Source organism: Hydromonas duriensis (assembly GCF_004363775.1).
In the GTDB taxonomy this organism is placed as follows: domain Bacteria; phylum Pseudomonadota; class Gammaproteobacteria; order Burkholderiales; family Burkholderiaceae; genus Hydromonas; species Hydromonas duriensis.
Genome location: NZ_SNZE01000005.1, coordinates 108,021 through 119,644, shown reverse-complemented (window position 1 = coordinate 119,644; position 11,624 = coordinate 108,021). Strand labels below are relative to the sequence as shown.

Genomic DNA, 11,624 nt, shown 5'->3' with positions numbered 1-11,624 from the left:
CCTGCTTATAAAATAAGCAGAATACTTGGATTACCTGGTCAATTTTGAACGCAAATTTATGCCTTTAAATGGTCAGTTTTGAACGAGCAGCAACATTAGTACAACAGACAGTTCAATCGCCTCGTTGTCGACCGCTATCTCAAGTACAACATCAACGGCTTTGAGTGCTGCGGATAGTGCAATTGCTTCATTGTCAACGTTGAGTGGCGCTAACATTGCTTCGTTGTCAACCGTGACTTCGACTGGGTTTGTGTTTGTCAACAACTCAGTGGCGTCATTGTCTACATCGGTCAACACGCGCTTTATAGAGACGAGCAGTTCTATTGCATCATTGTCAACTTCAACCTCAACTGGCTTTACGACAACCAATAGTGCGGTGTCCTCGTTGTCAACTGTGGTATCGAATATCTCGACAAGTATCGGCTCTTCCAATAACGCGATTGCATCGTTGTCAACAATGACAATCAGTTCAATTACGTCATTGTCTTCAGCAACAGACGCTTCAGTCACCTCGTTATCTACAGGACTAACAGACGTCAATCATGCTGTGGCTTCACTGTCGAGTACGGTATCTAGCATTATCGGTAATGCAGTTGATTCTTCTAGCTCCGCCGTAGCTTCTTTATCAACCTTGACAAACGAATCTATTGCGTCATTGTCGACCAGCGTCCAAACAATGAACGAACAAGGCACGAAGTACTTCCAAGTCAACTCCAGCGAATCGGACACTGTTGAAAGCCTGAAAAACTCAAGCGAAGCGGGTTCTGTTGCAAGCGGTAAAAACGCAATCGCTATAGGGGCAAACTCGCTCGCTTCTGGAGAGAACGCCATTGCGCAGGGTAACCACGCAACGGCTAGCGGTGTGGATTCAATGGCTTTGGGCACGAACTCATCGGCAAGTGCATCGAACTCGGTTGCTATCGGTGCGAACTCGTCCGCAACGGCGGTCAACTCTGTCGCTTTGGGTTCAGGCTCGGTATCCGATCGTGACAATGCGGTTTCGGTTGGCTCTGCTGGTAACGAACGTCAGATTACCAACGTAGCGGCAGGTACGGCACCGACGGATGCAGTGAATGTCAGCCAGTTACAAGGTCTCAGCAGTACTGTCGACAGCAAGATCAATGCACTGGATGATAAATTGTCTGCGGGCGTTGCATCTGCCATTGCATTGCAAGCACCTGCATTGGTTGTTCCAGGCAAAACCACTGTTCGTGCAGGCGTGGGGTATTTCAGAGGTCAATCAGCGTTGGGCGTGTCCATGCGTCAAACGGCTGAAACAGGTCGCTGGAGTTTAACTGGAGGCGTTTCTGCAAGTCAAAAAGGTGGTGTGGCCGCAGGTGCTGCTATTGAATGGGTGGTTGGCGATTAATTAGCCAATTAAATGCTCAACAGAACGGGCAAGCGATACGCTTGCCCGTTTAATCAATCGCCAAAAGCTACAGAAATGGTTACAAAAATTGAAACAACATTGTGACAACACTCACAACGAAAAGGAAACAATATGGACGCGGTATTCTATGAACAGCGGATACTGGTTATTTTTAGAACGATGACACACACATTACACGCACTACCACCCTAGACCTAATCTTAAAAGGGTGTACACCAGCATGCCAACACCAATCATCAGCAATAAACTTTGTCGCCACATAAAAGCGGCGCCAGCCAATGCACTCGCAAAAAGTGCTTTATTATGCAATGACAAATCAACTGCTCCGCCTTGCATCAGCACATCAGGTGCAATCACCGCCACAATCGCAGCCATCGGCGCATAGCGCAAGGCGCGCTGTATCATCGGTGAAAACTCAAAATGCGCGGGCGTCAGTAAAAAAAATGAACGGGTGATAAAAGTCATTGCGGTTAAACCGAAAATTGCCACCAACAGCCAAACGTGTTCCGAGATGCTCATGCCCCCTCCTTTTTGCTATCAAGATGGCGTAAAGAAGCAGAAAAATGAGCCTTTGGCCAAAACTGCTCAACCAATAAAGCCGCCAATACACCCGCGACTATCGCGGCAACCACCCATAATTTATAAGGCCAATTTTGTAAGGCCACCGCCACCGCTGCGGCGGCAAGACATCCAGCCACACCAGCCCAGTGATTGACGGCTTTTAAAACGAGCGCCAATAAAGTCAAAGTGCCCGCCAATTTTAACCCCCATTCAGTCGGCACCAAACTAGCGAAGATAACGCCAACCAAAACACCCACCTGCCAAAGACAATAATTGGTCACCGCCATGCCCAAAAAATAGCCTGTTTGCTCAAGCCGAGCTGGGGCGGCTTGGTCATTGCGATAACGATAACTGAACAGCATCCAGTTGATGTCGGTATTCAAAAAACCGTACAACAAACGATGTTTCAAGCTCAAGTGCCTGAAATACGGGCGAATCCCCGCACTAAAAATCACAAAGCGTAAATTAACCGCGACCGCCGCCAACCACATAATGATAAGGGGCGAATGCAAAATCAACATGCTCAAGACCGTGAGTTGAGCAGACGCGGCATAAACCGTTAAATTGATTAAAATCACGTATTGCGGCAACAAACCACCCGCAATCATTGCAACAGCCGTCACCATCCCCCAAATGAGCGTGGCAAGAGCCGTACCGCTGATGGTGTGCAAACCCTCTTTAAGCGCAGACTTAAAGAGGTTCAAATCATTTGTATCTGTTAGTTGAACGCCAAAAAATTTTAAAAATAGACTCATGGTCTCAATGTCTCCCGCCTTATTATTATGTAATTGTATTTTTAGGCAATTCTAACAGGAACACGCAAAGCCAGTGCACACATCAGCTCGTACCCAATTGTTTCAGATGCCTGCGCCACATCATCAATGGCAATGTGTTGCCCCCAAAGCTCCACAGCCGTACCCACTTGAACATTTGCTATCCCCGTCACATCCACCATCAACATATCCATTGATACCCGCCCCACCAGACGCGTACGCACACCACCCACTAAGACAGGCGTGCCCGTTGGCGCGTGTCTTGGATAACCATCGGCATAACCACACGCCACCACCGCAATCGTCATATCGCTTGGCGCGACAAATTTTGAGCCATAGCCAACGGCATCGCCCTGCTTGATGTTCTGAATCGCGATAACGGCAGATTCTAAAGACATAGCAGCTTGTAAATCACACTCCGCCGCAGTTTGAGTGGCAAAGGGTGAACCACCATAAATCATGATGCCAGGACGCACCCAATCGAAATGGGCTTCAGGATGCGCTAAAGTCGCAGCTGAGTTACTGCAACTGCGTTGTAAATGAGGAGATCCAAGCATTAATGGCGACGTTGCCGAATTAAAGCGGTTCATGGCTTCATGAACACCATCTTTCAAATCGGCATTGGCAAAATGCGTCATTAACGTCACCTGCCCAACCGATGGCATGCCCTTCAAACAACGATACGCATCGCCATACACTTCAGGAGCAAAACCAACACGGTTCATGCCTGAATTCATTTTAAGATAAATATCTATTGGTTTTGGCAATGCAGCTTGCTCCAACCATGTGATTTGCTCTGGACAATGAATCACCATTGTCAAATCAAGTTGGTGCGCCAAAAGGTAGTCCGCCATTTCAAAACCACCTTCAAGCATCAAAATAGGCTTCGTCCATCCCAAATCGCGCACCCGTTGTGCTTCGTCAAAGTCAAGCATGGCTAAACCGTCTGCATTTTTCAGCCCCTTAAATATGCGCTCAATGCCATGCCCGTAGCCATTTGCTTTGATGGTCGCCCAAACTTTTGCACCTGAAACCTGCTGCGCACGCTTAATATTATGCGCTATAGCGTCAGTAAATATCGTTGCTATAATGGGACGTGGCATAATATACTCCTGTGAAATTATCAAATTGTTCGATATTTTACACAAGGATATCGCCGATTGCGGTAAATTTTATCGACCCGCATCATCTCTTTAAGGGGCTATTTTCATCACCTTTTAAAGCGAAAAAGCCCCTCGTTTTTGAAAATCGTGTTATAAAACGCCTGCTGACGTACATTAAGATTGGTATTAAATGATTTCCGAGAAGAAAACGCTCCACTTGTGCAACTACAACCTGCAAAACATTCATAGTTTCATCATGACACAATGACAAGTTTCAGCAATTTTAAGAGCGTTCAACACACATGACCCCTGCTTTTTATATTATTTTAGCTGCGCAGTTTTTTTCATCTTTAGCTGATAACGCACTGCTCATTGCTTCAATAGCCCTCTTGCGCGAAATGCTGGCAGACCAAAGCCAAGAACCGCTGCTCAAGGCATTTTTTACAGTTTCTTACGTCGTGCTCGCGCCGTTTGTGGGTGCTTTTGCCGACTCTCGCCCCAAGGGCAACGTCATGCTCATCACCAACTCAATTAAAGTGGCTGGTTGTGCCATCATGTTGTTTGGTGTTCATCCAATGCTTGCTTACGCTGTGGTCGGTTTGGGCGCGGCCGCTTACTCTCCTGCGAAATACGGCATCATCACCGAGCTGCTGCCCGCTGAAAAATTAGTTGCCGCCAACGGCTGGATGGAAGCCGCCACCGTTTTATCAATTATTTTCGGTACGGCTTTAGGTGGATTTTTATCATCGCACTTTACCCACACTTGGTTAGTTGCGCACATTCCAAGCATCACATTAAGCCCCGCATTCACCGCCATTACCATCATTTGCGGCGTGTACGGTCTGGCTGCTTATTTAAACTTTTTAATTCCTGACACAGGCACGCGCTATGGTAAGCAAGCGCACCGCCCAATCGCCTTAATCAAAGATTTTTGGCATTGCAACCGTACACTATGGTCCGACAAGTTGGGACAAATTTCCCTTGCCATCACAACCCTCCTGTGGGGGGTCGCCGCGGTGATGCAATTTATCATCCTGGATTGGGCACAAGCGGACTTGGGTAAAACACTTGAAGAAGCCTCCGCCATGCAAGCCTTTGTGGGCGTCGGCAGTACAATTGGGGCGATTTTAGCCGCACGCTTTGTCGCCATGCGCCGTGCAACCTCCGTCATTCCGCTGGGCATGTTTTTAGGCATTACACTGGTCTCGTTACTGTGGATACGGTCAGTATGGATTGCCTTCCCTCTGATGATTGGTATTGGTGCGCTGGCGGGTTTTTTCCTCGTGCCCATGAATGCCATGCTGCAACACCGAGGCTATGTCTTACTAAGTGCGGGGCATTCAATTGCTGTGCAAAATTTCAATGAAAATTTGAGCATCTTGCTCATGCTATCGATTTACGCTGGATTAAAGTATTTTCATGTTCCTTTGCACACATCCATATTATTCTTCGTGTTTTTAATCACTACACTGATGTATTTATTTTACCGCTGGTATGTCTACAACCGCACCCACTACGACGCGGACAAACTGATTGAAGAAGTAGCACACCACGAACATATTTAGTCGATCTGATTCGAACCCAATAATCAACCAAATAGTTATTAAACACATATTTTTTAACCCCACATCCATTAAATGACATGAGCACAGTCGACATCCTTTCACTAATTCGCCAAGTTCCAGATTATCCCAAACAAGGCATCTTGTTCTACGACATCACCACCGCGCTCGAAAACCCAGCTGGGCTACGCGCGATTATGCAAGGCTTTATTGAGCATTATCGCGACCAAAAAATTGATAAAGTCATTGGTACAGAAGCACGCGGCTTCATTTTTGCCCCAACATTGGCTTATGAATTGGGCGCAGGGTTCGTACCTGTTCGCAAGCCGAAAAAACTGCCTTCAGTCACCATTGGTGTCAATTACGCCTTGGAATACGGCACAGACCGACTTGAAATTCACGCAGACGCCATCAAACCAGGCGAGCGCGTTCTCATCGTTGACGATTTACTTGCCACAGGTGGCACTGCCCATGCAGTGACCCAACTGGTGTCTCAATTAGGAGGCGAAACGGCGGGGTTTGGCTTTTTACTCGAATTAGATGGTTTAGGTGGCCGTGAAAAACTGGCGGGCTTTGATATTTTTTCAATGCTCACAGTGCCCGCGTGACTACGCAGCGTATCTGCATAACAAAAAAGGTGGGCAATGCCCACCTTACTTTTTTATAACTTCGCAGTAACGAACCCTTGCACGCTCGCCATGGCTGCGGGCAATGCGGCAACATCCGTACCCCCCGCTTGCGCCATATCGGGGCGTCCACCGCCTTTACCGCCCACTTGCGCGGCAACGTGGTTGACGACATCGCCTGCTTTGATTTTAGCCGTTAAATCTTTGGTGACCCCTGCTAAAATCGTGGCTTTGTCGCTCGCCGTCGCGAGAACGATGACGGCGGAGCCGAGTTTGTCTTTCAAACTGTCCATCGTATTGCGCAGCATGTCGATGTCAGCCCCGTCGATGAGGGCGGCGAGGACTTTAACACCGTTGACATCCACTGCTTGCGCGGCAAGGTCGCCACCTTGAGCCGCAGCGATTTTTGCTTTAGCAGCGGTCAACTCTTTTTCTAAGGTTTTAATTTGCTCTTGTGTGCCTTGGATGCGTTCGACCAATTCCGATGGCGCGGCTTTAAGTGCGCCTGCGGCTTGGCTGAGTTGCGCGGCGAGGCTTTGAGTGTAGCGCACGGCATTCATGCCCGTAACCGCTTCGATACGGCGCACGCCCGCCGCAACACCGCCTTCAGAAGTGACTTTAAACAAACCAATGTCACCCGTGGCATGTACGTGCGTACCGCCACACAATTCAACTGAAGAACCGATTGACAACACGCGTACTTCATCGCCGTATTTTTCGCCGAACAGCATCATTGCGCCCGTTTCTTTGGCATCGTCAAATGCCATAACTTGGGCTTGGGTGTGGCCGTTTTGTAAAATTTCTTGATTGACAAAAGTTTCGATGCGCACGATGTCGTCCGCGCTTACGGGTGCATTATGGGCAAAGTCAAAACGAGTTTTATCCGCATCGACCAAGGAGCCTTTTTGTTGCACATGTTCACCGAGCACGGTGCGCAAAGCTTTGTGCAATAAGTGCGTAGCAGAATGGTTACGCATGGTGGCGGCACGGCGTTCGCCATCGACACGCGCCGTGACTTGGTCGCCGACAGACACTTGCCCTGCTTCAACTTGTACGTGATGTCCGAACACATCGGGCAACACCTTGGTGGTGTCGCTCACTTGCGCGAAGAAAGCGCAGTCCTTGCCCTCGCTCAATTGTCCTGCGTCACCGACCTGACCGCCCGATTCCGCATAAAACGGCGTTTGGTCAAGGATGACAATACCGCTTTGACCCGCAGTCATTTGCTCAACCGAGACGCCATCGATGTAAATGCCCGTTACTTTCGCGCCATCCACTGTTAAATCGCTGTAGCCTTTGAAGTCGGTTTTTGCGCCATCGTAGCTGATGGTGGTGTTCATTTTGAACTTGCCAGCGGCGCGCGAGGCGTCTTTTTGGGCGTTCATGGCGGCGTTATAACCTAACATATCAGCAACTATACGCTTCTCACGGCACATGTCCTCTGTTAAATCTGCAGGAAATCCAAATGTATCATGCAACAGAAATATAACGTCTCCTGCTAAAACAACGCCTTCTACACTTTCCAAAACTTCAGTCGAAAAAGAAACTACTTCATCAAATTGGTTTCGATTCTTACCCAACTTTCCAAACATATCCACATCAAAATCAGGTTTTTCACTAATTACAGCATATACCTTATCATCTACTTTGCACTCAAAATAACGCGCAGAAACATTCAAATCTGTGAGGGTCGTAAATTTAACACTCTCAACCACACTTTTTTTCGATTCAAATATAGCTTTAATAGTAGCGCATTCGACCTCACGATCAAATATTTGCATGCCAGTTTCAATAGTTTCAAAAAATCGCTTTTCTTCAGTATGCAACGCCTGCGTGACCAGCGATTCTTTCGCGGCTAAGTCTGGGTACGCCGCGCCCATTTCTTTGACCAAGTCTTTAACCAGTTTTGAGAAAAATGGTTTGCGCACGCCGAGTTTATAACCATGACGAATGGCGCGACGAATGATGCGACGCAAGACATAGCCGCGACCTTCGTTGGATGGAATCACGCCATCAACAATCAAAAATGAACATGCACGAATGTGGTCGGCAATGACGTTCAACGATGGATTTTTCAAATCCGTGCAACCCGTTTCGCGTGAGGCGGCTTGGATTAAGTTGGCAAATAAATCAATTTCATAGTTGCTATGGACGTGTTGCAAAATGGCGGCGAGACGTTCCAAGCCCATGCCTGTATCAACGCACGGTGCGGGCAATGGCTTGACGGAACCATCGAGCTGCATGTCGAACTGCATAAAGACGTTGTTCCAAATCTCAATGTAGCGGTCGCCGTCTTCTTCGGGCGTGCCTGGTAAACCACCCGCGATGTGGTCGCCGTGGTCGTAAAAAATTTCTGAGCATGGCCCGCATGGCCCTGTATCTGCCATCATCCAGAAGTTGTCGGACATATAACGCCCGCCTTTATTGTCGCCGATGCGGATGATGCGATTTTCAGAAACGATGCGCTCTTTTGTGAAGCCTGCACTCATGAAAATATTTTCCCAGATGCCGTAGGCTTCGTCGTCTTCCATGTAGACGGTGGCGTAGAGTTTTTCAGCGGGCAATTGATAGACTTGGGTCAATAATTCCCATGCCCATTGCAACGATTCGCGTTTGAAATAGTCGCCAAAACTCCAGTTGCCGAGCATTTCAAAAAAAGTGTGGTGGCGCGCGGTGTAACCGACGTTTTCAAGGTCGTTGTGTTTACCGCCTGCACGTAAGCAGGCTTGTACGCTGGTGGCGCGATTGTAGGGGCGTTTGTCAGTGCCAAGAAATACGTCTTTAAATTGCACCATGCCCGAGTTTGTAAACATCAACGTGGGGTCATTACCAGGCACGAGCGAGGAACTGCGCACGACGGTGTGGCCTTTTTGCTCAAAAAAATCCAAAAACTTTTGGCGTATGTCTGCAACTTGCATAAAATATCCTATTAATTATCAACACCCGCGACAATGCGGCGAAACCCTCGTATTATAATACGCATCATGTTACGAAAACTACTGTACTTTCTTTTTAAACACCCCAGTATGAAGCCCATGGATGAAAAAACCACCCCGCGCCGACTTAAACGCTCTTTTGTGATGATGCGCGTTCATGTGGGCGAAAATGGCTTTGTCAAAACGGTCACCATTCAGATGAGTTGTGGCGACAAAAGTATTGATCAAATGGCCATCGCTGAAATCAAAGGGCGACAATTCGCTCAGCCACGCGTCGGTCATAAGGCAGTGGCGCAATGGCATAATATGAGATGGGAAGTGCCAAGCAACTTATTAAAATAATGACGTCCAATTAATTTGACGCTAATTTAACGTTATCTGGCTTGTTTGGATGGTGATTTGAACGTACGACGCAGCTGAACGCTGATAACAGTAAACAGTAGAGGGCTTAAAGTGGGAACTGTAACCACTGGAAAAAAGACGGATTATTTATTAGTATTTAATTCAATCACGGGCAACGCAGTTGTTGTGAATGGTGAAGCTTCGCTGCGCCACCGTGAATCCGTATTTTAAGTCAAGTTTAAGCTAGATTACTTGAGATTGTGCTAAAAATTAACTCGCATTAATGCTTGTGGTGCGCATGTCGATAATGCCAAGTGCCTGACGAGCCTGAGCCATGCGTTCTTCTGAATCTTTCAAAACATAGCCTTTTTCAAGCATCCGTGTCATGTATTGCTTATTGTACAAAAATGGCATAATCAACTGCCATACCCCCAGTGTCAGGAATGAAAACAACGCATGAAGTGCTGCAACACCTAACTCGCCTCGAAAAAGCGGTACGAACCAGCCAAAGAACAAATAAGTCCAACTAAAACCGAAATAACCTGATTTTGTCAGTCCATTCGTTGAATTTTGGATAGTGACACTTTTCGCCATAGCAGGCTCCTTTAATGGTTAGTCTAAAAGACGCGAATTGTATATCTATACGTTTATAACGTCAATCAGACAAGAGAATGACATCGGAATAGGATTCAACCCCAGAGGCTTTTCACTTTTCACCTTGCACACACACAACCGCCAGCCAATAGAAAAAATGCAACCTAAATTGGGTTGCATTTTTCTTCAAAACAACGAACTCAATCGGCTACAACATCACATCATCCCAAGGTTGGCATGACAAAGCTGTTTGCGTGCGCCATACCCGATTCAGGCCAACGGCGAGTGATGACTTTACTTCTGGTGTAGAAGCGAATCGCCTCTGGGCCATAGATGTGTTGGTCGCCAAACAAAGAATTGCGCCAGCCACCGAACGAGAAGAAGGAGATAGGTACTGGAATAGGTACGTTGACACCAACCATGCCGACCTCAATGGCATTTTCAAAACGACGTGCAACCGCGCCATTGCTGGTGAATACGGCGGTACCATTAGCGTACATGTTTTTGTTAATCAAGGCAATCGCTTCTTCCAGCGACTCGACCCGAACCACGCAGAGCACGGGGCCAAAAATTTCTTCTTTGTAAATGGTCATGTCTGGCGTGACATGGTCAAACAAAGTCCCGCCAACGAAGAAGCCCTTTTCATGTCCTGTCACGCTCAGGCCGCGCCCATCAACGACGAGTGTCGCGCCCTCTTGCTCACCTTGATTGATATAACCGAGAATTTTTTCACGATGAATGGCTGATATAACAGGCCCCATTTCAGTTCCCGCGACCATGCCGTTATTGATTTTTAAGGCTTGGGCTTTTTCTGCCAATTTCGAGACCAAAGCATCGGCCACATCGCCAACAGCGACCGCAACCGAAATCGCCATGCAGCGTTCACCTGCCGAACCATAAGCCGCGCCCATCAAGGCGTTGATGGTGAAATCCAAGTCACAATCGGGCATAACGACGGCATGATTTTTTGCCCCACCAAGGGCTTGCACACGCTTGCCGTGTTCAGCGGCTGTTTGATAAATGTATTTGGCAATCGGCGTTGAGCCAACAAATGAGACGGCTTTTACATCGTCATGGCTCAACAAAGCATCGACCACTTCTTTATCACCATTGACGATATTTAACACACCATCGGGCAAGCCCGCTTCTTTAGCCAGCTGGGCGAGCAACATTGAGCAAGACGGTACTTTTTCGGATGGTTTCAAAACAAAGGTGTTGCCACAGGCAATCGCCATTGGAAACATCCACAATGGCACCATCGCGGGGAAGTTGAACGGCGTGATGCCCGCACAAACACCAAGCGGCTGGTTTAAGGAGTGAGAGTCCACCCCTGTGCCGACATTTTCAGCTATTTCACCTTTAAGCATGTGCGCAATGCCTTGTGCAAACTCGACCACTTCAAGTCCGCGCGTCACCGAGCCTTGGGCATCATCAAAGGTTTTGCCATGTTCTTCAGTGATGAGCGCGGCGAGTTTGTCGCGATTGAGCTCCAGCAATTCGCGGAATTTCATCATGATACGGGCACGACGCAGCGGCGGCGTGTCGCGCCATGCTGGAAAAGCCGCTTGCGCTGCGGCCACAGCGGCATTGACATCATCCGTGTTCGAAAGCACAACATCACGAATGACTTCACCTTTTGCAGGATTGGTGACATCGTTGCGGCGGGTAGACACGCTGTGGGCGGGCTGGTTGTTAATCCAATTAAAAATAGTTGTCATAAGGCTCTCTTGAATGTCT

The 11,624-nt window shown here is 47.9% G+C and carries 10 protein-coding genes and 2 pseudogenes; 4 read left to right on the top strand and 8 right to left on the bottom strand.

Annotation, left to right across the window (positions count from 1 at the left end; all coding sequences use genetic code 11):
* Positions 1-72 precede the first annotated feature (72 nt).
* On the bottom strand, positions 73-510 hold the full coding sequence (locus tag DFR44_RS03800) for a hypothetical protein (RefSeq protein ID WP_133619382.1): 438 nt from the start codon (positions 508-510) through the stop codon (positions 73-75).
* Here DFR44_RS03800 and DFR44_RS03795 point away from each other — a divergent pair.
* Positions 482-1,369, top strand: a complete 888-nt coding sequence (locus tag DFR44_RS03795; RefSeq protein WP_162845145.1) for a YadA family autotransporter adhesin — start codon at positions 482-484, stop codon at positions 1,367-1,369. The two genes, DFR44_RS03800 and DFR44_RS03795, sit on opposite strands and share 29 nt — an antisense overlap.
* Positions 1,370-1,570: 201 nt before the next feature.
* Here DFR44_RS03795 and DFR44_RS03790 read toward each other — a convergent pair whose 3' ends face one another.
* From DFR44_RS03790 to alr, 3 genes are read right to left on the bottom strand one after another with little or no spacing between them, the layout of a single operon-like run.
* Positions 1,571-1,909 (bottom strand): AzlD domain-containing protein, encoded by a 339-nt coding sequence (locus DFR44_RS03790; RefSeq protein WP_133619380.1) that lies wholly within the window; start codon positions 1,907-1,909, stop codon positions 1,571-1,573.
* Positions 1,906-2,706, bottom strand: a complete 801-nt coding sequence (locus DFR44_RS03785) for an AzlC family ABC transporter permease (RefSeq protein WP_133619379.1) — start codon at positions 2,704-2,706, stop codon at positions 1,906-1,908. The genes DFR44_RS03790 and DFR44_RS03785 overlap by 4 nt, the downstream gene beginning before the upstream one ends.
* Positions 2,707-2,747: 41 nt before the next feature.
* Positions 2,748-3,827: an alanine racemase gene (gene alr, locus DFR44_RS03780; RefSeq protein WP_133619378.1), complete on the bottom strand. Its 1,080-nt coding sequence runs from the start codon at positions 3,825-3,827 to the stop codon at positions 2,748-2,750.
* Between the two features lie 302 nt (positions 3,828-4,129).
* Between alr and lplT the strand changes: the two genes are divergently transcribed.
* Together lplT and DFR44_RS03770 are read left to right on the top strand one after the other, a co-directional pair.
* Positions 4,130-5,392 carry a lysophospholipid transporter LplT gene (lplT, locus tag DFR44_RS03775; protein WP_133619377.1) on the top strand — a complete coding sequence of 421 codons (1,263 nt, stop codon included), beginning with the start codon at positions 4,130-4,132 and terminating at the stop codon, positions 5,390-5,392.
* A 77-nt stretch (positions 5,393-5,469) separates the two neighbouring features.
* Entirely contained in the window at positions 5,470-5,997 is a 528-nt protein-coding gene (locus DFR44_RS03770; RefSeq protein ID WP_133619376.1) for an adenine phosphoribosyltransferase, read from the top strand.
* A gap of 53 nt (positions 5,998-6,050) precedes the next feature.
* Here the strand turns inward: DFR44_RS03770 and DFR44_RS11775 are convergent.
* A pseudogene (locus DFR44_RS11775) lies at positions 6,051-7,601 on the bottom strand (alanine--tRNA ligase-related protein); the annotation flags it as partial.
* A gap of 171 nt (positions 7,602-7,772) precedes the next feature.
* A pseudogene (gene alaS / locus DFR44_RS11770) lies at positions 7,773-8,933 on the bottom strand (alanine--tRNA ligase); the annotation flags it as partial.
* 66 nt (positions 8,934-8,999) lie between these two features.
* Here alaS and DFR44_RS03760 point away from each other — a divergent pair.
* A complete protein-coding gene (locus DFR44_RS03760; protein WP_133619374.1) occupies positions 9,000-9,293 on the top strand; it encodes an energy transducer TonB in 294 nt (97 codons plus the stop codon).
* A gap of 270 nt (positions 9,294-9,563) precedes the next feature.
* Here DFR44_RS03760 and DFR44_RS03755 read toward each other — a convergent pair whose 3' ends face one another.
* Positions 9,564-9,887, bottom strand: a complete 324-nt coding sequence (locus tag DFR44_RS03755; protein ID WP_133619373.1) for a hypothetical protein — start codon at positions 9,885-9,887, stop codon at positions 9,564-9,566.
* A gap of 221 nt (positions 9,888-10,108) precedes the next feature.
* Positions 10,109-11,605 carry a CoA-acylating methylmalonate-semialdehyde dehydrogenase gene (locus DFR44_RS03750; RefSeq protein ID WP_133619372.1) on the bottom strand — a complete coding sequence of 499 codons (1,497 nt, stop codon included), beginning with the start codon at positions 11,603-11,605 and terminating at the stop codon, positions 10,109-10,111.
* Between the last annotated feature and the right edge of the window lie 19 nt (positions 11,606-11,624).